At 57.3% G+C, this 23570-nt stretch carries 16 protein-coding genes and 1 pseudogene; 6 read left to right on the top strand and 11 right to left on the bottom strand.

Annotated features, from left to right (window positions below; translation table 11 throughout):
* Window positions 1-149 precede the first annotated feature (149 nt).
* Genes GOV38_RS20130 through GOV38_RS20120 form a run of 3 tightly spaced genes read right to left on the bottom strand, consistent with a single transcriptional unit; the run spans window position 150 to window position 2552 of the window.
* A complete protein-coding gene (locus GOV38_RS20130) occupies window positions 150-536 on the bottom strand; it encodes a carboxymuconolactone decarboxylase family protein (protein ID WP_171210061.1) in 387 nt (128 codons plus the stop codon).
* 40 nt (window positions 537-576) lie between these two features.
* Window positions 577-1668, bottom strand: a complete 1092-nt coding sequence (locus GOV38_RS20125; RefSeq protein ID WP_171210060.1) for an aromatic ring-hydroxylating dioxygenase subunit alpha — start codon at window positions 1666-1668, stop codon at window positions 577-579.
* A complete protein-coding gene (locus tag GOV38_RS20120) occupies window positions 1665-2552 on the bottom strand; it encodes a MurR/RpiR family transcriptional regulator (protein ID WP_171103467.1) in 888 nt (295 codons plus the stop codon). Before GOV38_RS20120 ends, GOV38_RS20125 begins: the two co-directional genes overlap by 4 nt.
* Window positions 2553-2620: 68 nt before the next feature.
* On the opposite strand from GOV38_RS20120, the gene GOV38_RS20115 reads away from it, so the two are divergent.
* Genes GOV38_RS20115 through GOV38_RS20105 form a run of 3 tightly spaced genes read left to right on the top strand, consistent with a single transcriptional unit; the run spans window position 2621 to window position 7496 of the window.
* Window positions 2621-5077: an FAD-dependent oxidoreductase gene (locus GOV38_RS20115; RefSeq protein WP_171210059.1), complete on the top strand. Its 2457-nt coding sequence runs from the start codon at window positions 2621-2623 to the stop codon at window positions 5075-5077.
* 40 nt (window positions 5078-5117) lie between these two features.
* Window positions 5118-6221: a mandelate racemase/muconate lactonizing enzyme family protein gene (locus tag GOV38_RS20110; protein WP_171210058.1), complete on the top strand. Its 1104-nt coding sequence runs from the start codon at window positions 5118-5120 to the stop codon at window positions 6219-6221.
* Between the two features lie 3 nt (window positions 6222-6224).
* Complete coding sequence (locus tag GOV38_RS20105; protein ID WP_171210057.1) at window positions 6225-7496, top strand: aspartate aminotransferase family protein; 1272 nt, start codon at window positions 6225-6227, stop codon at window positions 7494-7496.
* Between the two features lie 28 nt (window positions 7497-7524).
* Here the strand turns inward: GOV38_RS20105 and GOV38_RS20100 are convergent, their stop codons facing one another.
* The gene (locus GOV38_RS20100) at window positions 7525-10860 is read right to left on the bottom strand and encodes an error-prone DNA polymerase (RefSeq protein ID WP_171210056.1); all 3336 of its coding nucleotides are present in this window, start codon (window positions 10858-10860) and stop codon (window positions 7525-7527) included.
* The gene (locus tag GOV38_RS20095; protein ID WP_171210079.1) at window positions 10857-12335 is read right to left on the bottom strand and encodes a DNA polymerase Y family protein; all 1479 of its coding nucleotides are present in this window, start codon (window positions 12333-12335) and stop codon (window positions 10857-10859) included. The genes GOV38_RS20100 and GOV38_RS20095 overlap by 4 nt, the downstream gene beginning before the upstream one ends.
* 625 nt (window positions 12336-12960) lie before the next feature.
* On the opposite strand from GOV38_RS20095, the gene GOV38_RS20090 reads away from it, so the two are divergent.
* Window positions 12961-13398: a hypothetical protein gene (locus GOV38_RS20090; protein ID WP_171210055.1), complete on the top strand. Its 438-nt coding sequence runs from the start codon at window positions 12961-12963 to the stop codon at window positions 13396-13398.
* 143 nt (window positions 13399-13541) lie between these two features.
* Here the strand turns inward: GOV38_RS20090 and GOV38_RS20085 are convergent, their stop codons facing one another.
* Window positions 13542-15599 carry an adenylate/guanylate cyclase domain-containing protein gene (locus tag GOV38_RS20085; protein ID WP_174838904.1) on the bottom strand — a complete coding sequence of 686 codons (2058 nt, stop codon included), beginning with the start codon at window positions 15597-15599 and terminating at the stop codon, window positions 13542-13544.
* Window positions 15600-16101: 502 nt separating this feature from the next.
* On the opposite strand from GOV38_RS20085, the pseudogene GOV38_RS22635 reads away from it, so the two are divergent.
* Both GOV38_RS22635 and GOV38_RS20070 read left to right on the top strand, forming a co-directional pair.
* Window positions 16102-17003 (top strand): annotated as a pseudogene (locus GOV38_RS22635) (SDR family NAD(P)-dependent oxidoreductase).
* A 67-nt stretch (window positions 17004-17070) separates the two neighbouring features.
* Window positions 17071-17910, top strand: coding sequence for an SDR family oxidoreductase (locus GOV38_RS20070; RefSeq protein ID WP_171210052.1), 840 nt, complete (start codon window positions 17071-17073; stop codon window positions 17908-17910).
* Between the two features lie 88 nt (window positions 17911-17998).
* Here the strand turns inward: GOV38_RS20070 and GOV38_RS20065 are convergent, their stop codons facing one another.
* The 5 genes from GOV38_RS20065 to GOV38_RS20045 form a co-directional block, all read right to left on the bottom strand.
* Window positions 17999-19234: an adenylate/guanylate cyclase domain-containing protein gene (locus GOV38_RS20065; RefSeq protein WP_171210051.1), complete on the bottom strand. Its 1236-nt coding sequence runs from the start codon at window positions 19232-19234 to the stop codon at window positions 17999-18001.
* Between the two features lie 864 nt (window positions 19235-20098).
* Window positions 20099-20929, bottom strand: coding sequence for a 3-methyl-2-oxobutanoate hydroxymethyltransferase (locus GOV38_RS20060; protein WP_171210050.1), 831 nt, complete (start codon window positions 20927-20929; stop codon window positions 20099-20101).
* A gap of 28 nt (window positions 20930-20957) precedes the next feature.
* Window positions 20958-22103 (bottom strand): fatty acid desaturase, encoded by a 1146-nt coding sequence (locus GOV38_RS20055; RefSeq protein ID WP_171210049.1) that lies wholly within the window; start codon window positions 22101-22103, stop codon window positions 20958-20960.
* A gap of 53 nt (window positions 22104-22156) precedes the next feature.
* Window positions 22157-22330 carry a hypothetical protein gene (locus tag GOV38_RS20050; protein WP_171210048.1) on the bottom strand — a complete coding sequence of 58 codons (174 nt, stop codon included), beginning with the start codon at window positions 22328-22330 and terminating at the stop codon, window positions 22157-22159.
* Window positions 22331-22382: 52 nt separating this feature from the next.
* Window positions 22383-23567 carry a Gfo/Idh/MocA family protein gene (locus GOV38_RS20045; RefSeq protein ID WP_171210047.1) on the bottom strand — a complete coding sequence of 395 codons (1185 nt, stop codon included), beginning with the start codon at window positions 23565-23567 and terminating at the stop codon, window positions 22383-22385.
* Window positions 23568-23570 lie beyond the last annotated feature (3 nt).

Here is a 23570-nt window from a genome sequence, read left to right as displayed (position 1 = left end):
TCCGCGAAAACGCGTGCCCGGCCGTTAAACAAGGCCCAGCTTAACGCGATGAAATAAAGGCAGAACCCACCCAAGCCTTAGGATCACTCTGATACAATACCAGACAATCTGGATTCTGCGAAACGATCCCTTGGGGCGGATCAAACGGGTCAGGTCGCGTCTGACAGCACCTTTTTGGCGACGCGAAAACACTCTAGGGCCTGAGGCACGCCGCAATAGATGCCGACGACATGGATGATGGCGCGGATTTCATCCGAGCTGACACCGTTGCGCAAGGCGCCCCTGCAATGAATTTCCCATTCCGTCATCTTTCCCAGCGCACCGATCATGGCCAGGTTCATCATGGACCGGGTCTTGGCGTCGATGACATCGTCGCCCCAGCCAAAGCCCCAGCACCAAGCTGTCATCGCCTCTTGAAAAGGGCGCGTAAACGCGTCTGCAGCTTCGAGGTTGCGCTCGACATATTCCGCGCCCAGCGTGCTTTTTCGCTGCTCCAGACCTTTCAGAAAAAGGTCTTCATCAAATATGTCGTCCATGCTGTCTCTCCGCTCGAATAACTGAATGTTTGGTATGCGCTCACTCGTCCACCGCGTCGCGCATCCATTGTTGAAGCCGCGCGATGGAATGCTCGGACAATACCCCGCAATTGGGATCCAGAACCAATGGTCCCGGGCGATAGCCGCGCGATTTCAGCCCCCTATGGACGCTTTCGACGAGGTGGATATCTTCCTCGACCGTGGTCTCACGGTCTTGCACAGCCAATTGTCGGATCACGGCGCTTTCAGATCCACCTTCGGTATACCAGCCGCGCCAGACGGTGCAGTGATCGGCATCGTGTGCGCGCCAGTGATAGGTGTTGAGCACATTGCCCGGATAGCATTGGAACGAAAACATGGGCCACAGGAACCACGACTGATAATCACCAGCATGCGGCACCGAAAGGTCAATCGGATATGTCATATTCTCAAGGCTTTGACATTCGGTGGTGTGACGCAGCACATAGCCTCCGCCCGCGTCAGGCTGAATGTCATAGGTCTCGGGCTTGACCACGCCTTCGGCGAAGGTCGGGTGATTGGTCGGGCAGTGATAGCATTCCGAGTAGTTCTCGATACTGACCTTCCAGTTGCAGTTCTCAGGTATTTCGACCCATTCCAGCGGTTCAAGCGCGTCGATATTCGGAACAAAGGCGCGCAGTTCTTCGCGCACGCCCGGAAACCACTCATCCATCGGGGCCGCGTCGTCATCCAAGTTGACAAAGATGAAGCCGTTGAACAGTTCGGTGCGCACCGAAGTCAGGCAAATAGTGCTGCGATCAAAGCCCGGAACCGATTTGATATTTGGCCCCGCGCGCAATTGGCCTGTCAACTCGTAGGTCCAGGAATGATAGGGGCACACCACTACGCGCGTATTGCCTGCTCCGCTTACCATTTCATGCGCGCGGTGTTGGCACACGTTATAGAACGTGCGGATTTCGCCATCACGCCCTTTGATGCAAAAGAGGTTCTGCCCGGCAATTTCAAACGCGAAATAATCGCCCGGCGCGCGCACCTGCGCGACATGGCCTGCGAACTGCCAGGTTCGCGCCAACAGGCCCTGCATTTCTTTCGCAAACAGCTCAGGGTCGGTGTAATACCGCGCGTCGAGCGAATGGATCAGGGGGGCATTCATTCGGGCTCCTCCACGTAAAGGCCAAGCTGGTGGCGACGACGGTGAAACCTTTCAACCCGTTCGACAATTTCATCGCTGGCAACGGCGATAACGAAGGATAACAGAGTTTCCAAAACGGCGAGTGTGGACACTGATGACGGGAAGAATTGCGGCGTGTCTACGGCCACCACAAACCCGTGCTGCGCATTCAGGATCACCGGGCTGGCCGGGCTGTCGGAAATCCCGATAACCGTCATGCCCTGGTCGCGCGCCAGCTTTACGGCCTCGATCACTTCGGTCCGGTACGGGTGGCAGGTGATGGCGATCAACACATCCTGGTCGTCCGCCCAAGCCAGATCGTCAACCGGTGTGGACCCGGGCCGGGGGATCGCATGGAACTGCTTCATCCCGGTAGAGGCCAGATAGGTGAAATTGCGCGCGTTCGAATTGTTGACGCCAACTCCCAGCGTAAAGATCTGGCGGCTATTCCATATTGCTTCGGCCGCAGCCTTCAGCGCAGCAGCATCAATCCCTGCAAACGTGTCTTCGATATTGCGGATCGCCGCGCCCACCATATCGGCATAAAGCCCGCCCAACTCACCCGACTTGCCGATATCCTGCAGCCAACGGGCACGATCCGGAAAGGACACGCTGCCCTTGCGTATCGCATCGCGGAAGGGTGCGCGAAAATCCTCATAGCCGTCAAAACCCACCTGCCGGGCCATACGTACAAACGTGTTGGGCTTGACCTTGGCGGCCTCGGCAATCTCTCGCACGGTTGAGACCCCTACATCCGTGGGGTTCTCCAACACATAGCGCGCGGCTTTCTGAGCCTCTGGGGTCAGCGCCTCCCACTCTTGTGTAAGGCGCGTCAAGACGGTCATTGATACATTTGTGTCATTCATGATTGACGATGGTACAAATGTGGAATTAGCCTGTCGAGCAGAAAAGCGACTCGGGAAGAGGAAATGTCATGTCCGAGAAGAAACTACCCACTCATGCCCGCGTTGTGATCGTCGGTGGTGGTGTCATGGGGGTGGGTCTGGCCTATCATCTGGCGCATGAAGGCTGGGGCGCAGACACCATCCTGCTGGAAAAGGCGGAACTGACCAGCGGCAGTACCTGGCATGCGGCGGGGCAAATCACCCATTCGACCTCAAGCTTTGGGCTGGGCAAATGCGTGGACTATAACATCGGCCTTTATTCCGGTGCTTTAGAGGCGGAAACCGGTCAACCGGTGACATGGCATGGCTGCGGCTCTTTCCGTCTGGCCTATACCGAGGATGAGATGGACTGGCTGCGCCACACCCTGTCGGTAGGTCGGTCGCTGGGCTTCAACATCGAACTGGTCGGGCCTGAGAGGGTGGCTGAACTGCACCCGTTCTACAATCTCGACGGTGTTTTAGGTGCGCTGCATACGCCCGATGACGGCCATGTGGACCCAACCAACGTGACCATGGCGATGGCGGCGGGCGCGCGGCAAAAGGGCGTGCGCATCTTCCGCAACTGTCGCGCCACCAACATCACGCAGGCCAAGACCGGCGAATGGGTGGTTGAGTCTGAGATGGGCACCATTACCTGCGAGCATGTGGTGAACGCGGGCGGGACCTATGCTCGCCAAATGGGCGAATGGTCCGGGCTGCAACTGCCGATGACTTCGATGACACACCATTATTTCGTGACCGAGCCTGTGCCCGAATTTCAGAACCTGGATACCGAACTGCCGGTGATCCGCGACGACCGCAAGGTCTCGGGCTATATCCGTATGGAGCAGCAGCGCGGACTGATCGGGATCTATGAGAAAGAGAACCCGAATTCGGTCTGGAATGATCACTGTCCGTGGGAATATGAGAATTGGCTATTTGATGCCGATTACGACCGGGTGATGCCGTGGCTTGAGGAAAGCCTCAACCGGATGCCGGTTTTTGCCGAGCTTGGAATACAGCGCGATGTGCACGGGGCGATCTCGCACCCGCCGGACGGCAACCCGCTGATCGGGCCCGCACCGGGCGTTCGGAACTATTGGTGTTGCTGCGGTACGCAGATCGGCATCGGCTGGGGACCGGGCCTGACCCGCGAACTGGCGCGCTGGATGGTACATGGGGCTGCCGATATCTCGATGCGCGAATTCGACCCGCGCCGGTTCGGCAGCTATGCCACCAAGGACTGGCAGGTGATTAAGGCCGAGGAAGATTACTGCTTGCGCCACGAAATCCCCTTCCCGCATTTCAACCGACTGGCCGGACGCCCGGTGAAACCTTCACCCCTGCACGATCTGCTGAAATCCAAAGGCGCCGTGCATGAGGAAGTTTTTGGCTTTGAACGTCCCCGCTGGTTTGCCCGCGACGGGGTGGAACAGCGCGATCACTATTCCTTTCGCCGCACCCCCGCCGATGACATGGTCGCGGCTGAGGTTAAGGCGGTGCGCGAGCGTGTGGGGATCATGGATGTCACCGCCTTTACCAAGGTCGAGGTTTCGGGGCCGGACGCCTACGCATTGTTGGATCGGCTGACCGCAAACCGGATGCCGCAAAAACTGGGCTCGATCACCCTGACCCACATGCTGAACCGCCGGGGCCGGATCGAGTTGGAGACCACGATCGTGCGCATGGCCGAAGACCGGTTCTATCTGGTCTGTGCCGCGTTCTTTGAACAGCGCCTGCTGGATCACCTCACCCAACAGCGCAACGACGAGGTTGTGCAGATCACCGCGCTCTCTGCCGACTGGTCGGCCCTGTCACTGAACGGCCCCCGGTCGCGCGACGTGCTGGCGCGTTGCACCGATGCTGATCTGACCAATGCCGGGTTCCGCTGGCTTTCGGCGCAAGAGATCACCATCGCGGGCCACAAGGTTTGGGCCTTCCGCATGTCCTATGCCGGTGAGCTGGGCTGGGAGTTGCACATGCCCAACGCCGCATGTCTGGATGTCTACACCGCGCTCTGGGCGGCGGGTGGGCCGCATGGCATCGCCGACTATGGCAGCTTTGCCATGAACGTGATGCGAATGGAGAAAGGTTTCAAAGGCGCGGGGGAACTGACCAATGAGGTCACGCTGGCCGAGGCTGATGTGCAGCGCTTTGCGCGCACCGACAAGGACTATTTGGGCAAGGACAAGACCCTCAACACCGATCTGCCGTGGATATGCGCCTATCTTGAGATCGAACCGGATGGCGAGATTGACGGGCACGGCGGCGAGGCGGTGATGCTGGACGGGTGCGTTGTCGGCTCAACCGCTTCTGTCGCCTATGGACATACGGCCGGCAAGATTCTGGCCTTTGCCTATGTCAAACCCGAGGCCGCCGCACCGGGCACCGAGCTGAGCGTCGTTATTCACGGAATGCCACGGGCCGCACGGGTGCTGGGTGAGCCCGCTTATGATCCAGGCAGCCTGTTGCCGCGCACTGACAGCGCGCTTGAGGCGGCACAATGAGTAAGTGGAACGCTTCGAAGCCTCTCCAAAGAGCGAGCCGATGAAGATCATCCGCTTGTCACTGTGGTCCATCGAATTGAAAAGCCATGAAACCTATTACATGGCTGATGGCAAAACCTGCGCGACCGTTGAAACTCACGTCCTTTGCCTTGAGACGGACACAGGCCTGAAAGGATGGGGCGAGGTCTGTCCCATCCCGCACTATCTGCCCGCCTATGCCAAGGGCGTTCCAAGCGCGGTGACCGAGTTGGCCCCCTTGTTACTGGGGGCAACGCCTATGGGCGTCGAGGCCAAGATGGCGGAATTGGAAGCGTTTTTGCCGGGTCACTCGTATGCCAAGTCAATCATCGACATCGCCTTGTGGGACCTGTTCGGCAAAGCCATCAACTTGCCTGTCTATACCCTTTTGGGCGGGCGAAGGTGCGCAGACATGCCGCTTTACCATTCGATCACATGTACCGCCCCGGATCAGATGGCGCAGATCGCGCGCGTGGCTTTTCAAAGCGGGATCCGGCAGTTTCAAGTCAAACTGGGTGCGGATGATGACTGGCAAGCAGATGCCGAGCGGTTAGCCAAAGTTCGCGAAACCGTTGGCCCCGGGTCTTTGGTCTACGGTGATTGGAACTGCGGTGCCACGCGTTTGCAGGCAACGCGCACAGGACGTGCGGTGGCGCATCTGGATATCATGCTGGAACAACCTTGCCAGACGCTGGAGGACTGTGCCGCCGTGCGTCAGGCCACAGGCTTACCCATGAAGATCGACGAAAACGCTTTTGATCTGGCAAGCTTGCTGCGGGCGCACGAATTGGGGTGTCTGGACGCGGTGGCCCTGAAACTGTCCAAATTCGGCGGCCTTTCCGCGATGCGGCGCGCCCGTGATCTGACGGTGCATCTGGGGGCCGAGATTTGCGCCGAATGCACCTGGGGGTCGGATATCGTAACCGCCGCCTCATTGCATTTCGCGGCCTCAACCCCGCAAAAATCGCTGCTGAACACATGTGATCTGTCGGCCTATGTGGCACCGCGCCTCTGCCCCGACGCGCCTATACGCAAAAACGGTCGCATCGCACCACCCGAAGGTCCCGGCTTGGGCGTAACGCCCGATCTTGATCTTCTGGGGACCCCGGTATTGGAGTTGGACTGAGACATGCAGAAACTGACCACCCAAGCTGAATGGATCACCCGCGCTCGGGCCGTGTTGCCCGCTGGCGGGTTCGGCAATTTCGACTCCGGCATCGTCATTGCGCGCGGCGACGGCAGCCGCGTCTGGGATGAGGATGGCAATGAATATATCGACTATCTGATCGGATCCGGGCCCATGCTGCTGGGTCACGGCCACCCCGAGGTTATGGAAGCTGTTCTGGAACAACTGCCCAAGGGCATGACGTTTTTTGCCAACAACGCCAAAGGCATCGAACTGGCCGAAACCATCATCGACGCCGTGCCTTGTTGCGAACAGGTTCGGTTCGTAGCCACCGGAGGCGAGGCGGACATGTACGCGATCCGCCTGGCGCGGGCTTATACCGGGCGCTCGAAAGTGCTGAAGTTTGAAGGCGGTTACCATGGCATGAGTGCCGAAGCGCAGATGAGCCTTGCGCCATCCAAACGCGTGAATTTTCCGCAACCTGTGCCCGACAGCGCAGGCATCCCGGACGCGGTGGCCCAAGAGGTTCTGGTCGCGCCCTATAACGATCTGGAGGCCGTTGCGGCGCTTTTGTCAGAGCATAAGGACATTGCTGCAATCATTGCCGAACCCCTGCAACGGATCATCCCGCCCGAGCCGGGCTATCTTCAGGGTCTGCGCTCGCTTTGTGACAAACATGGTGTCCTGCTGATCTTCGACGAGATCGTCACCGGGTTTCGGCTTGCTTATGGCGGCGCGCAGGAACGTTACGGTGTCACGCCCGACATTTGCACCCTGGGCAAAGTCATCGGCGGCGGGTTCCCCTTGGCTGCCCTTGGTGCCAGCGCCGAGATCATGAAGCATTTTGACAAATCCGTTGTGGGCGATGACCGCTGGCTGATGCAGCTAGGCACGCTTTCAGGCAATCCGGTTGCAGCCGCGGCCGGTCTGAAAACGCTGGAGATCCTTAAGCGCCCGGGACAATACGACAGGCTGCGCGAAGTCGGCACCGCGTTGCAAGACATGCAGAGCCAAGCGCTGACCCAGGCCGATATCCCGCACCGCATTGTCGGGGATGCGACCCTTTTTGATGTCTATTTCACCACATCGCCCTGCCGGGATTATCGAGAGGCCAGACATGATGACGCTGCACGCAACAAAACCTACAATGACAGCTTGCGGGCCAGCGGCATCTTCAAATCGCCGGGCAAGCTTTACCCTTCATTGGCGATAACGGACGACGATCTGGACCAAACCCGCCAAGCGGTCGAACAGGCCGTTGCCAAAATCCGCTGAGGCTGCATCTTGCCCCTGACCCCTGCTGTCAGTGGAAATCACGGCTGGGGAACAATCGTTTGGCCTGATCGCGCGGATGCATGGCGCGGCTGGGATAGCGCGCTGTCTTGGGGGTGTCGTCGGCCCTTGGTCCTTCGGTGGTCAGCGCTTCGGGCTGCGGATGGCCCAGCTCTGACAGCTTATGCGAGAGATCTTCGATCTCTTGCGCGATCAGATGGGTCACGATCCCCTCGCGTTGCAGATACCCCGTCACGCGCAGCAGGCGCGCGCCCATCACCGCCCGGCGGAACCGTTGATAGATCTGCTGCCAGACCACCACATTGCTGACCCCTGTTTCATCCTCAAGGGTCAGGAAAATCACGCCCGACGCAGTGCCGGGCCGTTGTCGCGTGATCACCAGGCCACACACACTGTGGCGCCCCAAGGCAATCTCGGGCAGGGATGCATGTGTCACAAGGCCGGGGATCGCAGGGCGCAACAGCTCCATCGGGTGAGCGCGCAAGGTTAACCGGGTCGAGACATAGTCTTCCACCACCTCTTCCCCTAGATGCATGGCGGGCAATTGCACATCCGGTTCCTGAATCGCCTCGCCATCAATGGGGTCATTGAACAAGGGTAGTGGCGCCGGGCTTTGAATCGCCTTCACCTGCCACAGCGCATCGCGACGTGTCAGGCCCATATCTGCAAACGCATCCGCCTCGGCCAGATGTGTCAGCACGGCAGGGCGTACCCCGGCGCGCAGCCAAAGCGCCTCGGGGTCGGGGTAGCCATTGCCGCGCGCGGCCACAATCCATTCGGCGTCTTCTTCTTTGAACCCTTTAATTTGGCGAAATCCAAGCCGCAGGGCCAAGGCGCCATCGGGGCGGCGCTCCAGCGTGTTGTCCCATTGGGAATGGTTCACGCAGATCGGACGGGTTTCGACCCCATGTTCGCGGACATCCCGCACAATCTGGGCAGGCGCGTAAAACCCCATCGGCTGGGAATTGAGCAAGGCACAGGCAAAAATCGCCGGGTGGTGGCATTTCAACCAGGCCGACACATAGGCCAGCATGGCAAAGGCGGCGGCGTGACTTTCGGGAAAACCATAATCCGCGAACCCTTCGATCTGACCAAAACAGCGCTCGGCCACTTCCAGAGGATAGCCGTTATCCAGCATACCTTTGATGAACTTGTTACGATGTGTCCCGATTGTGCCCATGCGCCGGAAGGACGCGAGCGAGCGGCGCAAATGATCCGCCTCTTCCGCGGAAAACCCGGCGCCGACGACGGCGATTTGCAAGGCCTGTTCCTGAAACAGCGGCACGCCCAAAGTGCGCCGGGTCACCTCTTCCAGCGCCGGACCAAAGGGCTCAACCTGTTCCAGCCCGTTGCGACGGCGAATATAGGGCTGCACCATATCGCCCTGGATCGGACCCGGGCGGACAATGGCAACCTCGATCACCAGATCATAGAACTCACGCGGTCGCATCCGGGGCAGGAAATTCATCTGTGCCCGGCTTTCCACCTGAAAAACCCCAACCGCATCGGCCCGGCAGAGCATGTCATAGGTCGCACGATCCCCTTGCGGGACCGTGGCGATGCTGTGGGTTATGTTTTCGTGCTGCTGCATCAACGCAAAGGATTTGCGAATACAGCTGAGCATCCCCAGCCCCAGCACATCCACCTTGAGAATGCCCAAGGCATCAATGTCATCCTTGTCCCAGCAGATGACGGTGCGATCTTCCATCGCCGCGTTTTCAATGGGGGCCAGCTCATCCAATCGCCCCTGGGTGATGACAAAACCACCCACATGCTGCGAAAGGTGACGCGGGAAGCCGATGATCTCGCCGATCAGGCGAATGGTCTGCATCAGGCGGCGGTCACTTGGATCCAAACCAAGCTCGCGAATACGGTCCATATCCACGCCGCCATTGCTCATCCCCCAGATCTGGCTGGTCAGACCGGCGGTGACATCCTGAGACAAGCCCATCACCTTGCCAACCTCTCGAATGGCGGCACGAGTGCGGAAATGGATCACGGTGGCGCACAGCCCGGCGCGGTGGCGACCGTATTTCTCGTAAATCCACTGGATCACCTCTTCACGCCGTTCATGTTCGAAATCCACATCGATATCCGGTGGCTCACCCCGGTATTTCGAGACGAAACGCTCAAACACCATGGCGATCATGTCCGGGCTGACATCGGTGATCCCCAGAAGGTAACAGAGGATCGAATTGGCAGCAGACCCCCGCCCCTGGCACAGGATGTCCTGGGACCTTGCGAATTGCACAATGTCATGCACGGTCAGGAAATAGGCCGGAAAGTTCAGCTCTTTGACAACGGCCAGCTCTTTTTCCATCAGCTCAAGCGCCCGGGGGGGCGGGCCTTTGGGATAGCGGCGCCTTAGCCCTTCCTGTGCAAGCCGCTCCAAACGCTCTTGCGGTGTTTCCGTTACCGTTTCTTCATGCGGGTATTCATAGGAAAGCTCGCCCAGATCAAAGCTGCATCTATCCGCAATTTCTACTGTCCGGCGCAGGGCAGCCGGATGCGCGCGAAAGATCCGCGCCATATCAGAGCCCGCCTTCAGACGGCGTTCGCCATTGGGCAAGGCGCGGGTGCCGATCTGATCAATCGTGATATGTTCACGTATACAGGTCAGCACATCCGCCAACTGCCGGCGACTGGCGCGATGCATGAGCACATCCCCCAAAGCCACCATCGGGGCCGAGCTTCGCCGGGCCAATTGGGCGCAGGCCGCCAGATAGGCTTGATCACTGCCATCATAACGCGGAGCAGCCCCCAGAAAGACGTGCCCCGGAAAATGGCGTGCCAGCTTTTGAATATCGGCGGTCGCGTCGTTCAACTTTGCCCCGGGCGCGGCAATCAGGATCATCCCCCTGCAGGCTGGCACCATATCCTGTGTGTAAAGCAGGCATTCGCCCTTTTCCGCCCGCTTCTTGCCCAGTGTCAGCAGGCGCGTCAGCCGTTTATAAGCCGCCCGATCACGCGGCAAAGCGATCCAGTCCACCGAACTGTCTTGCAAGACAAGACGGCACCCCACGATCAATTTCGGCAGCCGTAGCGCCTTGGGGTTTTCCAGCGGCCTGTGGTGCCCCACATCCTGGCGCGAGGATGAATCCACCTGCTGGTGAGACCGGATTTGCAAAGCCTCCTGCGTTTCCTGTTTGAGCTGTTTCAAGGCGCTCCAGGCGCGCACAACCCCCGCCAAAGAGTTTTGATCGGTGATTGCAAGGGCCGACAGGCCAAGCTCTGCGGCGCGCAGCACCAGTTCTTCTGGATGGGACGCCCCAGTCAGGAAGGTGAAATTCGTGGTGACGCATAGCTCGGCATAGTCCTGCACGCGCGCGCGATTGACGTCGGTCATGCAAATTCCCCCTGTACGAACCAGCCGGGGTTTTGCGGCGTATAAAACAACCACAATCGGCGCCCTTGCCGCGTTTCGACCCGCCAGTAATCGCGCATCCCCGAGCGCCAGTTGTCATCCTCAAGCCACCATTCCGGCGCGATCCGTTCAGGCCCGGTTACCCGCTGGGTGGTCAGGGCCATACGCCGCCACCGAAAGCGCGCAGGCGGACGCGCGCCTGATCCCGCGATCGGTTCAGGAGGAAACAGGCTGAGCGGGCGCGGCTGCGCACCAAACCCAGTCTCGGCTGGGTCCGAATAAGCCGCAGGGGATATAATGAAACTGCGTTCGGGGATATGGCTGTCCGCCGGCAGAAAACGCTGGATATTTTCCAATCCAATCCGCGTTCCAAGGCGTGACGTCAGATCATCCAGCTTATCTTTCCCGCCATCCGAAACATGGTTCATTTGCTGGACCGGCAGAGGCTCGACCTGTGTGGCCTCAAGCCGCAACATATCAATACCAAAGCCCGCATCGATCTCAGACAATCCACGCTGGAACAAAGGCAGGATACGCCCCGGATCGCGCAGCGGGCGGGCCAGACGCAGTTCGACCTGTTGTTGCCCCTGATCCACCCGGCGCAAGGTCATACATAACCTGCGCGCGCCCATGTTTTGCGTGTTCAGCTTGGTGCAAAGCTGCTCCAACAGTCTCTGTGTACCTGCCATCACATCGTCAATCAGACCAATCGGCTCGGGGAGTGTTAAGCGCACGGCGTAATGCGGCGGGTCCGATTGCGGTGAAATCTCTTCGGGCTGTGCACCCAAAGCCTGATCCAGCCGCAGCAAAAGACCCGGACCAAACCGCCGCGTCAGCGGTCCGCGTGCCGCCTGCGCCAGATCACCGATGCAGCGCAACCCCAAACGCTGCAAGGCAACAGACATCTGCTCCTCCAACCGCAAACCGGCCACGGGCAGAGCTCTCAAGGCCTTCAGCGTATCACCGCGCGGTGCAATGCCTTCCCCGTAATGCGCCAGCGCCCAGGCCGCGCCGCGCGTATCAGCCAGACCAATCTGCACCGAGATGCCAACCCGCATCAGACGGCTGCGCATATCGGCCAGCATTGCCTCTTCGCCACCAAACAGATGAGCCGACCCGGTGATATCCATCACCAGCCCGTCCTCACCTTCCAACCCAACCCAGGGGCAATACCGCGTGGCCCAACGGCACAGACTGCGCAAAAACCTCTGATCCTGCTCGGGCTCTGCCACACGGCTTTGCAGATCAGGACAAAATGCGCGCGCATCCGCATAAGACATACCCGGATGCAGCCCTTCTTTCAGCGCGGCTGTGTTCAAGCAATAAATCCTGTTGGCGTTTTGCAGTTTCGCCGTCAGAACAAACGGCCCCTCTACAGGACATGCGCGCAGAACCCGGTCACTCGCCAAGCGAGAAAACCACAAAGAAACAATACGACGCCCTTCGCCATCGATCATACCAAGTACCATTTGTTCGCTATTTGTTCTTTTTAGATTTCCATCGTCGAAGAGTCGAGTCCCTGACGTTACTCTCTTATTCTAAGCGGTCTTATTATCGGTCTTCAGCGGAATATTGAGAGGCGAAGTGCGACCCCAAACCCGAAGATCAAACCCAGATTAGAAAGACTTGAAGATTTCCCAAGAACAGACACCGACAGGACGCGATACCCAACGCGATCATGCACGGCGATCCTTGAACCAATCTCGAACATGGTCGCGATCCAATTCGCCCTGAGGAGCTGACAACGTGAAGACAATTCTCCCGGCGCGACCTTAAATCCTTGCGGCCAAAGGTCTAAAGGTAAAAAGCGACGCTTCGTTAAACTTGCAAAAGCTTCAAGAGAAATAGGTCACAGTGACTTTGGGAGCAAACGAGCGCTCGGCGCACTTTCACAGTTCCCAAAACAATCACACCATAGTAGTGACAAAAGGCAGAAATCAGTAAGTCGCGGGCAATGCAAGACAAACATAGTTCAAATTTCTTTGGGATAGATCTGCCAAAATCCGGCAAACGGCCCTCGTCCATCCGAACAACTACTTCAGGCCGTTCCATATTCCTGACCTGGACATCTACGTACCACCCTTGTTGGAACTTACCTTTCTTCGGAATGACCGTTTCGAGAGAAAGGACCGTTTCGAAGCAGAATTGCCTCATCCGTTAGATATTCGCAGCAACGTCCGAACCAAACCACCCGTTTTTCTTGACGATTTCTTTCGTGGCAGACCCCCATCCGAGAAAGAGTCGTTGCAGATGCTCGAGGTTAGATCAAGTTGGCAGTTCCAGGAAGAGGCGCAACTGCTTGAGGAACGCTCCAACTTGGTTATTGAAAAACTGAAATCGGAAAAGGAAAAGTTCATTCGTGAACGAAACGTAGCACTGTCAGAGCGAAACGCTGCTTTTGCCGAACGGGACATCGCGCTGGCAGAGCGCGACACGTATCGCAGAAAACTCGCCCATGTAATAAGATATCCATGGAAACACGCCGGTAAGTTTATCAGGCGTAAGAAGACCAACCTCTAAAGGTATGTCGAACATTTTAGCCTTGGGCCGATACAGTATCTTAGTTTGTAGCCGCGAACGCCGAGATTTTGGCGAAATCAACAGGCCTCACTTGTCGCTGATGCGGGCGCTGCAAAATGCGAATAAGAGGTTCAAGAAGTCTGTTACTTTTTCTTGGATCTCGTCACGGCACGTGAATCCTCTGCCAGTGACCTGTCCAATAGGCTTTGGGCGCGGGCTTTCATTGCGACTGAGGCCGGATCCCCGTTTCGGGCCTGGTCTGCGGCCTCAAATGCAGCAATAGCCTTTTGCAACTGCCCGGCCCGGTAGTGTGCAAGCCCCTCCTCGTATGCGTTAATCCAAGCAATGGATCCATCAAGCGCATCTCGCATCGCGATCAGTTCATAAACGACTATTTCTTCGGTGCGCCCTGACAAGTTAAGTGTGTCCAGTTCGCGAACCACTATCGAGTCGGCTGCCTGACGTCTCGTCTCCGGCCCGATCAGGATCAGCGTGCCATAGTCTTTGTTGGCCCCTTCCAATCGGCTGGCAACGTTCACGACATCACCAATCGCGGTGTAATTCAGACGCTGTTCCGAACCGATGTTTCCGACCAGAGCCTCGCCGCTGTTCAGCCCTATCCTGACGCGCAGTGGGTTGCCAGCCTCATCTTCAATTCCGGACGCGTCCACGGAAGCGACAAGGTCCAACGCTGCGCGGCAGGCATGTTCAGCGTGGTTGGAATCGTTTCGTGGTGCGCCCCAAAATGCCATTACTGCATCGCCAATGAACTTATCAATTGTCCCACCGTTGTGAGTAATGGCCGAAGCGGCTGCGCTGAAAAAAGGTTCCATCAATTGGACGACATTAGGACCGAGTTTTTCAGACATTCCCGTGAAACCAGCGACATCGCAAAACAGCACCGATATTCGCTTTATGTCCCCACCAGGCTGCGTCTTGATGCCTTCGGCAACCAGCATGCGCACCAGATCGGTCGGTACATACTTTCGGAATGCAGACAGACCTGCAGCCATGCTTGCGGTCGCCGCCGAGAGATTTTCAAGCTCAGACAGTTTGGAAGGCCTACGCTCGATCCGTTCGACATCAAAGCGTTCGATGCTACCAAGGTCTTCAGCAATGCGCGCCAACGGATTTGCCACAACCCTGCGGATCAACCAGATGGCCAACCCGCTTGCGAGGACCACTACAATGATCAGCACGTAAACAAGGTTGATAAGCGTTTCATCGATACCCGAAAGAAAGGCCGCTTCAGGAATGACAGTGGCAACGCGCCAGCCGTAAAACCCCAGCGGCGTCAGCGCTACCGCATAAGGCACCCCGTCGACGACGATACGTTTCGTCAAAGTGCCCGGAGTATTCGATTGGGGTTCAGCCAATAGCCTCTCGCCTGAGATCATGGCGGCTTCATAAAGCTTACCCTCGCCCATGCGTGCCGGTGTAGTTTCATCCGCTTCTGCATCAGGAACCGCTATGACTTTTCCGTCGGCGTTCAGAATAAACGCCGCACCAAACTCACCCGGTGCAAGCGTGGCGAGAAAGCGTGACAAACGGTCCGTTTCGATCGCCACTGCCAGAACCCCTTGCCGCGTTCGGTTAACATCTATCGGACCGGCAAAGGCGTAGATGGTTTTGTCGCTCTCTGGAAGATCTCTCGCTTCGATCCACCCGGTAGAGTTGAGCCCCATAAAGTTTTCAAACCAGGCATGTTCGCGCGGATCGTAGGATGTTTCAGTAAAGGTCCGCTCTTCAAATTGGATGTCACCGGGAATGAAGATGTATTGGTCCTTCCTCAGCATTCGGTCCCGGATACCCTCATCGATTTCAATCATCTCAAGCCCACCGTCACCTAAGCGATGTGACGCAAAAAAATTTCCATCGGGCCAGCCAAAGAAAATCCATGAGATATTCGGCTGCGCCTGCAATTGTGACAAAAAAACAAACTCTCGCTTGTCGGCCTGCCGTGTCGCGATAACGTTCTGAACAAAGATAGTGCGAACGGCTGCCCAGGCGGCTTCTGCCGACCTGAGGGTCACGCCCACCTCGATACGGACGGTGTTCGCAATCTGGCTATTGATCTCAGCCGCTAGCATACGGCTGTTGTCGCGCGCTGTTGTCCACCACAAGGAATGCACGATAACCGTCGATACTCCGATGGACACGGCCACCAGAATTGACACAGCTATGCCCACGCTGAATCGCAATTAAGTCTCCGATAGAAAAGTCAATTGCTTCAATATTGAATTGAGACTGTCAGGAGAGCAAAGCTTTCATAGATCAAACCCCGTATTCTCACGTATCTGTTAGGTTCAAACCGAGGATTTTGTCGAAACGGAGACCTAGTCATTATCTGCTGTATCTGATTTTCGAGGTGTTTCTGATGTTTCGCCAAGGTGATGGTGCGGCCTATTCCCGCCTTTCACCAACTGCAAAAAATGCTTCGCACGCAGTCTGAATAGCTGTCATTCGCTGCAAGCGCTCGTTCAAACCTTTCAAGTCAATCGCAGGTCACATGCAGTGTTGCCTGATCTTGGAGGCCAGTTCTAGTCTTCGTGGGAAGTTGTTGCGCAGAGGTCCGTCCACGAGTCCGTGATTCTTTGTGGTGAAGATCCTAAGTCGAACCGCCAGAAAGGAGTTTCGGAACAAGTTCCTCCGCAAGCGAGGCGACTGCGTCCATTCTTGCGATGCGCCGCGAGCCCGGGCGGAATGTCAGATAAACCGAATATGAGCGCGAGACGTGCCTGGGTAAGCAGCGGATTTGGAAATCTGATGGTGGCGGATTTGGTCAAGGCCGGGCATCGCGTTGCCGGGACGGTGCGCGATCCCGCAGGACGCAACAAGGAGACCGCGCAGACCTTGCACAATCTCGGCGTAGAGGTTGTCGATATCGACGTGACAGACGATGCTTCTGTCGAAGCGGGCGTGGTCGTGGTAGAAGCCACGCTCGGGCAAATCGACGTGTTGGTCAACAACGCTGGGGCTGGCGCACACGGTCTGCAAGAGAACTTTGCTGGCGACGATTTCCAGCGCGTTTTCGACGTCAATGTCTTTGGAATGCAGCGAATGACCCGCGCATTCTTCCCAAGATGCGAGCGCGGCAATCCGGGCTGATATTGAACGTCACTAGCCTTCTTGGTCGCGTGGCGGTCCCCTTCCTCGGCCCTTACAACGCGGCGAAATGGGCCGTAGAGGCGCTCAGCGAAAACTACCGCTGGGAGTTGAGCCAGTTTGGCTTTGATGTCGCCGTCATCGAGCCCGGTGGCTTTCCGACGAACTTCTTCACCAACCTCATTCAGCCGTCCTCGCGCGATCGGGATGCAAGCTATGGCGAATTTGCTGGAGCGCCCGAGGCCATGCTGCAAAGCATGGGGGAATCCCTGGCCAACAACCCGCTACAGGTTCCGCAGATTGTGTCGGACGCGGTGCTTGAAGTGATCCATGCCACGCCTGGACAGCGCCAGTTTCGCAATGAAGTGGACAAGAGCGGCATGGCAGACCCCGTCATTCCGATGAACAGGCAAGCGGAAAAGGCTACCGAGGTGCTCTTCACCGCCTATGGTATGGAAGGTATGATGAAGCTTAAAACTAACGTTGCCAACGCGGCCTAATAACCATGGCAGGTCTGGGGTATTCCGGGCCTGTCGATCCAACACGGGCATAGGAGGAGCCTAGCCGATGACACACCCCGCATTTACCTCAGACTCTGTGGCCGTGATCACCGGGGGTGCCTCCGGCATCGGCCTCGCTGCCGCAGCGAAGTTCGCTCAGATAGGCATGCGCATTGTTATTGTTGATCAAGACACCGAGAAACTGGTGACCGCGGCAAACACGGTGTCAGCCGCCGGTGCGGCCGATGTGATGACGTCTGAGACAGATGTCAGTGATCGCACGCAGTTAGAAGCGTTGGAACGGATGGTAGCAGACCGCTATGGCGGAACAGACATCCTAATGAACAACGCGGGTGTCGGAGGCAAATCATCGACCATTGGGGACGCCACGGCGTGGGAAAAGATGCTGGGCGTGAACCTTTGGGGTCCGATCCACGGCACTCAGGTATTCGCGCCAAATATGATCGCGCGAAACAGACCAGGTGCAATAATCAATACAGGGTCCAAGCAAGGTATCACCACACCGCCGGGCAACCCGGCATACAACGTCTCCAAAGCGGCTCTGAAAGCATTCACCGAGGCGCTATCACATGAGCTGAGAAACGGTCCCGGCCATCAGATCACAGCGCATCTCCTTGTGCCTGGCTTTGTTTATACTGGTATGATCTCCCTGCCTGAAAAACCTGCCTCCGCTTGGACCGCAGAGCAGACGGTCGACTTCTTTGTCGACAGCGTGAACCGAGGGGACTTTTACATCCTCTGCCCCGACAATGATGTCTCACGAGATATCGATGAGAAACGCATTGCCTGGAGTGTCGGAGACGTCGTCGAAAATCGCCCCGCACTAAGCCGATGGCATCCAGACTATGAGGAGGCTTTCGAGGCGTTTATGGCGAAGGCTGACTGATCGTCGTAACAGTCCACCACTTCGGACAAGTAAATATCCAAAACTGTCCAACGGTCCTTCGGGTTAGGCGGCACCTTTCAATTCGCGTTTAATCTATCGTAAACAGCTCCTGCCTTTCAGCAACACCGCGCAATCTGTATTGCCCCAGGGAAACCAGACTTGGAATGGAGCCCACCAAGTCGCCGGCCACTTTGTCGGAAACAACAATGTTCTGGTCGAGCGCGCTGCACATGCCAAGAATGCGGGAAGTCGTATTGACTGCTGGGCCAACAACTGTGAAATCCAGGCGAGACCGACCGCCAATATTGCCATAAAGAACATCACCTGCGTGCAACGAAAGAGTGAAGCCGGTCGTTGGCAACCCATCCGCTTGCCGTTGTTGGTTGAGTTCGTCAAAGGTATCTCGCAACTCCGCTGCCGCGTGAATTGCGACGCGGCGCGCGTCCGGAACTTGATTGATATCGAAGATGGCAAGCATTCCATCTCCCATGAACTTCAGAACGTTACCGCCATGGCGTTCAACGACGTCAACAGCTTCGGCGAAGTAATCGTTTAACAATTCAATGATTGAATGCCCAGGAAGCGCCTCTGACAATTTGGTAAACCCTTGTAGATCGAAGTACCAAATCACCGCCGAAATCGTTTCGGATGAACCTCTGGTGATGTCCCCTGAAAGCACACGCCTACTGGCGTCCTTGCCCAGGTAAGCGGCGGTAATGTCCTCAGCCATCAGCCTGTTCGCACCACATTTCAGCGTCAGGCAAAGTGGAGATATGAGTTGACGCAAACCGTCAAGTTGTTGACTTGTGAAGCCCCCGCTCGCGTCAGTCGTCAGTGAAATTATGGCCCCTTCCTCGGCCTGCATTGGGTCAACAGGCGTAGCATTATCCTGTAACAGGAAAAAGCGTTTAACAGCGAAGTAGTCTGTGGCACCGCGCTCGCGAAGTTCATCAAAGATTGGAAAGTTAAGCTCGGGTTCTTCGACTGTCAGATCTTGTCTGATCTCTTCGACGTTGTTTACCAAAAGATAGTAAATCGGGCTTTGGATATATTGTTCAGGTGCATCCGATCTTCGGGCAAAATCCTCTCGCTGATTTCCCCCATCCCTGTGCCAGCGGAAAGCGACCGTCCCAATCTCGGGATGATGAGCGCGCACGGTAATGTTTGCTCTTTGCAGCGGAATCCCTGCCGATACAAGACGCTTGCAGAATGCTTCCAGCCAGGTTTCGACCGGCGCGTTCTCTAAGCCCTGTTGAACAAGCCAATCTGCTATGTCCTGTATGGCGGCGGTCAGTTCCCAGTTTTGGACTAAAGGAGCTGCCATGATGTCCTCTTAGTGAGCTAGCTGAACTGATAGATGGCAGTCTAGTTCACTTCAACGACACATCAAATTCAATTCTCCCACTGCTCTTGTAACCCAAAGCGGTCGTTATGAGCGCTCCGACGTTTGAGTAATCCTCATACCGACTCGGTTTGTCTCACTCCTGCAAAGGCTTTTGAACTCGTATCGGCGCATGGCGTTTTCGTGTGAGATTTTGGAGAGAGAAATGACATTCGAACTCTGGCTGGTTAATTTAGCTGCTGCGGTCGGATTGTCCCTGACTTCGGGTTCGACTGGGTTGTTGTCCGTTACACACCGGGCCTGCTACGGTTTCCACCCAACAGTTCGCACCGTTCTCGGTGGCGCGCTTGGCTTCTTCATTCTAACCGCAACGCAGCGCTACGCACTTTGTTTCGACAGGAGTTACCTATGCGGTCGTCGGCGACCCGGTTAAACGACTGTTTCTTTCAGATGACTGGTATGATGCGGGTGGCCGACTTTTGTGGAGCTGTTTTCGAAGTACCGACCGCGAAAGGCTGCTTAAATCAGAGAGCAGATGGTGGCGAAAATTGAAGCTATGTCCGTCTCAAGGACGAAGCGGACTGCTGCAGTCGCCGATATTGCTGATGCAGCATTCGCTGGTATTTATAGCGCCCAAGTTGCTGCTTCGCGGCGGATGTCTCAAGACCGGATATTAACGGTCGTGGATTTGACCAGGATCGAAACTGTACTTGCGACGCGGTTCTGTTGGACCACTAAACCTGATCGCTGCCCAAAATCGCCACACACGCTGCGAGGTCTGCGAAAATGTGGAAACTGGGCATAAGCTGGTTCCGCGAAATCGGGCATCACCTCCACATACGATGGCTAGGTGCCGTCAATCTTTCCTAACATGGCCGAGAACTTGTCAAATTCATCGTCTGCGATCGCTGCAGTTTCGGCGAAGGCAGGGTAGTCGCCGGATGTGGCAGCTTGGTGGAACGCGGTAAGTGCCGCCCGACGCTCGGTTCGGATCTGTTCTTGCAACCGGTGAAGGTTACCAAACGCGCGGGCGTGGCGCGGGCTTTCGGGTTGTTCACCGCAGATGTCATTCTGGAACAGATAGATGATATCGGCACCAGCGCCTGATCCCAGCGACGACGTAACCAACGTGGTGCGCATGCTGATCTCGGCCATCACGCGGTCGCAAATGACCTCTGCCTCAACAGAGAATGCGCCGGCGTTTTCCATGTCGCGAAAAGATTGCCAAAGCGCCATCGCCTCGTCCGCTGTCTTGCCAATGGCGCGCAGGCCGCCGTTCCAGGTCGATCGGCGCGGAACAAGGCCGAGATGGCACATGACAGGGATCTGCTCGCGTGCCAACATCTCAACTATATGCGGCCCGCGCGCGGTATAGACTGAATCTGCACCCTGTTTCATGGCTAGAAAGGCAGCCTTCAGCACATCCTTCTCCGTCGGGTGATCCGGCATCGGGATCGCGGCGGTGTAGAAGTGATTTGGTGCGCCGCGACGGACGGCCTCGGCGTTGACCGCATTGCCCATGACGAGGTCGACGCCAGCATCGGCGGCTGCGGCGGCCTCTTCCTCGGTATTGGCGGTGGTTTGGGTGAGTTTTCGGATGCCCTTCAGCGCCCGCAGATCGGCGGCGGTATAGTTGCGCAAGCTAAACTTCGCGTCCCAGTCGTAGATCCGTTTCATCCGCATTTCCCCTGTTCAATTGCCTTCGCTATACCAGCCCCTTTGGGGCCAGATCACCTATGGACTTTTCTTCGTCCCCCGCCGCCTGGCGTCGCGTTGTCTTGGCCGTCGCGGGAAGGGGCGTGTCGAACGCATAGTCGGGGTCGGTCTTCTGGCGCTTCCAAGTGTCGAGCATTTCGCGCCATGCCCCGCGCAGCGTGCGCGGTTCCGGCATGTCGGCTTTGATCTCCTCGGCCAAGAACGGCAGGTTGTAGCAGGGCACACCGGCGTACATGTGATGTTCGGTGTGCCAATTCATGTGCCAGTAGAGGAACTCGACGAATTTCGGCAGGCGGATGGAGCGAGTGTTCTTGCGGAAGTCAGTTGTCGCTGCGGTCAGTCCGCAATGCTGAGTCAGCCCTACAAAGTAACTCAGCCAGTTGGCGATGTAACTTGGAAGTGTCAGGATCAGCGGCAAGACCCATTGGCCGGTGGCAATCGCCAGCACCAGAACAAAGCCATGAAACACCAACTGGAAGCGTGACCACCGCATGGATTTTCGGGCTTGGTCGGGTTGATCTTCATGCAGCGCATGAAGCCATTCGTTCGCCGGAACATCGATCGAAGGCAGCTTGCCAACTGCATCCAGCATCGTCATCCAGATGGTCGACAAAATGCCGCCCTTGCCGAAAGTGCGTCCCGGTTGTGTCAAAAGATTCAGTGTGAACATCTGCAACAGGAAGGTTCGGCCAACATTTGGATGGATCGGCAGCAGCACCTCTCGATCGCCTTCGGGATGCAGCGTGTAGCGGTGGTGATAGGTGTGGCTGGCGGCATAGTCGAACGGGTTCCACCAACTGATCATGCTGAAAAGGTAAAGGAAGACATCGTTTAGCCGCTTGCTTTGAAATACCGTTCTGTGGCCTAGCTCGTGCACGGAAGTTCCGCGGAAGAACGACGCAATCGTGCCATGCGCGAAAAGCGCGATCAGAAACAAAAGCCACCAACCTTGGGCCCATGTCAGGTAAACCGCTGTACCCGTAAGGCAGAACAGGGCGAAGTGCCCTCCGGCTTGCACCCAGCCTTTCCTGTCATCGCGCTTGGACAATTCACGGAAGCGCTCGGGCCGAATCTTGGAGCGGTACCATTGCGGGTTCAGTGTATCTCTTACTTCAGAGAGCGGCTGATAGGGCATGTCTTCACCTTCTTGCTTGGTGCGCGATGCATTGGGATGGGATTCCCGGAGGGTCATAGTGAAACGGTTCGGTTGTCTTTGACAGAGCGTTTGCAGGCTTCGGCAAGGCGCCTTGCAGTGCCCGGATCAACGTCGCACACGGCGGTGAGATCAGCACGAGGGTTATCGAGAATGGGCTGGGCGTGAATTGCTCCGATCGCGCCTGCATCTGCGATTGCGAATTTCATCTCACGCACTTTCTTCCATTTGCCATTGCTCCTGCAATCAGACCGGACGTGACTAAACCTTCACCCATGCACCTCCCTTTTCATTCGAGCGAACCGTCGCGTCGATGAACCGGACACCAGTGGCGCCATCGGCCACGCGTGGCATGTCCAGCCAGGTGTCCGGCACCTTTATCTTGTCACGGCGGGCAGCGGTGGCCAGTGCGAACTCTGTATATAGATTTCCCCAGGCTTCGATCAGCCCTTCGGGGAAGCCACGACCCGTGCGTATCAGACGTTCGGTTCTGGGTGACACGCCGTGGCCATGGCCACGGCTGAGAATGCGGTCAGGCTCTCCGAACCGGGCGTGTTTGAGATACTCGGATTGTTCCAGATCCCATTCCAGCCCACCCTCTGAGCCGAAAATGCGGAACCGCAATCCGCCGCGATTGCCTGGGGCAAGGCGCGTAGCCATCAATGTGCCGGGTACGTCGTCGCCGAAGCGTGCCCATGCAAAAAATGTGTCTTCCAGCGGCTTTGGCGCGCCACAGACATGGAATTCGCTGCGAAGATGGGTCAGGGGCAAGTGGCTGACGAACTGTGCCAGATGCGCCGCGTGAGTGCCAATATCACCGACGCAAGAGGTGCGACCTGACTTCGCGGGATCGAGCCGCCATTTGACATGCGCCGCCTCGGCGACGTCTTCGGGCGTCATCCAATCCTGCATGAATTCCACGTGGATCTGGTTGATCTTTCCGACGCCGCCTGCTGCTACGATCTCGCGTGCCTGCCGGATCATCGCGAAACAGGACATGACATAGGAAACGCCAAAAGTGCATCCCGTTCTGGCGGTGGCATCCTCCAATGCGTCGGCCTCTGACACTTCGTTGGTCAGCGGCTTGTCGCAAAGGACGTCGATCCTGGCCTCAAGGAAGGCTATCGCTGCATCGTGGTGCAGGTGGTTGGGCGTGGTGATCATCACCGCATCGACGCCGTCGGCACGTCCGGCTTCGGCCTCAGCCATCTCGGTGAACGAGGTATAACAGCGCTCCTTGGGCAGGTGCCAATCTGCTGCGGCGGCCTTGGCACGGGCGGGGTCAGAAGACAACGCCCCGGCCACGACTTCCCAGCGGTCCGTCAGCCGCGCCGCCATGACCTGCGTCTGCGAAATCCGCCCGCCGCCTATCACGCCAAGACGCAGGCGGCGGGACTGCTTGGGGAAAGGACCCGTAAAGTCTATGTTCTCTGGCAGGATAGGCATGGA

It is taken from the genome of Ruegeria sp. HKCCA5839 (assembly GCF_013035585.1).
Classification (GTDB): Bacteria; Pseudomonadota; Alphaproteobacteria; order Rhodobacterales; family Rhodobacteraceae; genus Ruegeria.
Note: the sequence above shows the minus strand (reverse complement) of the source record. Positions and strands in the feature narration are given on the sequence as shown.

What these genes read in the sequence shown, in the direction of transcription:
- GOV38_RS20130 (WP_171210061.1), bottom strand. Translation starts at nt 536, where the DNA reads ATGGACGACATATTTGATGAAGACCTTTTTCTGAAAGGTCTGGAGCAG.
- GOV38_RS20125 (WP_171210060.1), bottom strand. Translation starts at nt 1,668, where the DNA reads ATGAATGCCCCCCTGATCCATTCGCTCGACGCGCGGTATTACACCGAC.
- GOV38_RS20120 (WP_171103467.1), bottom strand. Translation starts at nt 2,552, where the DNA reads ATGAATGACACAAATGTATCAATGACCGTCTTGACGCGCCTTACACAA.
- GOV38_RS20115 (WP_171210059.1), top strand. Translation starts at nt 2,621, where the DNA reads ATGTCCGAGAAGAAACTACCCACTCATGCCCGCGTTGTGATCGTCGGT.
- GOV38_RS20110 (WP_171210058.1), top strand. Translation starts at nt 5,118, where the DNA reads ATGAAGATCATCCGCTTGTCACTGTGGTCCATCGAATTGAAAAGCCAT.
- GOV38_RS20105 (WP_171210057.1), top strand. Translation starts at nt 6,225, where the DNA reads ATGCAGAAACTGACCACCCAAGCTGAATGGATCACCCGCGCTCGGGCC.
- GOV38_RS20100 (WP_171210056.1), bottom strand. Translation starts at nt 10,860, where the DNA reads ATGACCGACGTCAATCGCGCGCGCGTGCAGGACTATGCCGAGCTATGC.
- GOV38_RS20095 (WP_171210079.1), bottom strand. Translation starts at nt 12,335, where the DNA reads ATGATCGATGGCGAAGGGCGTCGTATTGTTTCTTTGTGGTTTTCTCGC.
- GOV38_RS20070 (WP_171210052.1), top strand. Translation starts at nt 17,071, where the DNA reads ATGACACACCCCGCATTTACCTCAGACTCTGTGGCCGTGATCACCGGG.
- GOV38_RS20065 (WP_171210051.1), bottom strand. Translation starts at nt 19,234, where the DNA reads ATGGCAGCTCCTTTAGTCCAAAACTGGGAACTGACCGCCGCCATACAG.
- GOV38_RS20060 (WP_171210050.1), bottom strand. Translation starts at nt 20,929, where the DNA reads ATGAAACGGATCTACGACTGGGACGCGAAGTTTAGCTTGCGCAACTAT.
- GOV38_RS20055 (WP_171210049.1), bottom strand. Translation starts at nt 22,103, where the DNA reads ATGCCCTATCAGCCGCTCTCTGAAGTAAGAGATACACTGAACCCGCAA.
- GOV38_RS20050 (WP_171210048.1), bottom strand. Translation starts at nt 22,330, where the DNA reads ATGAAATTCGCAATCGCAGATGCAGGCGCGATCGGAGCAATTCACGCC.
- GOV38_RS20045 (WP_171210047.1), bottom strand. Translation starts at nt 23,567, where the DNA reads ATGCCTATCCTGCCAGAGAACATAGACTTTACGGGTCCTTTCCCCAAG.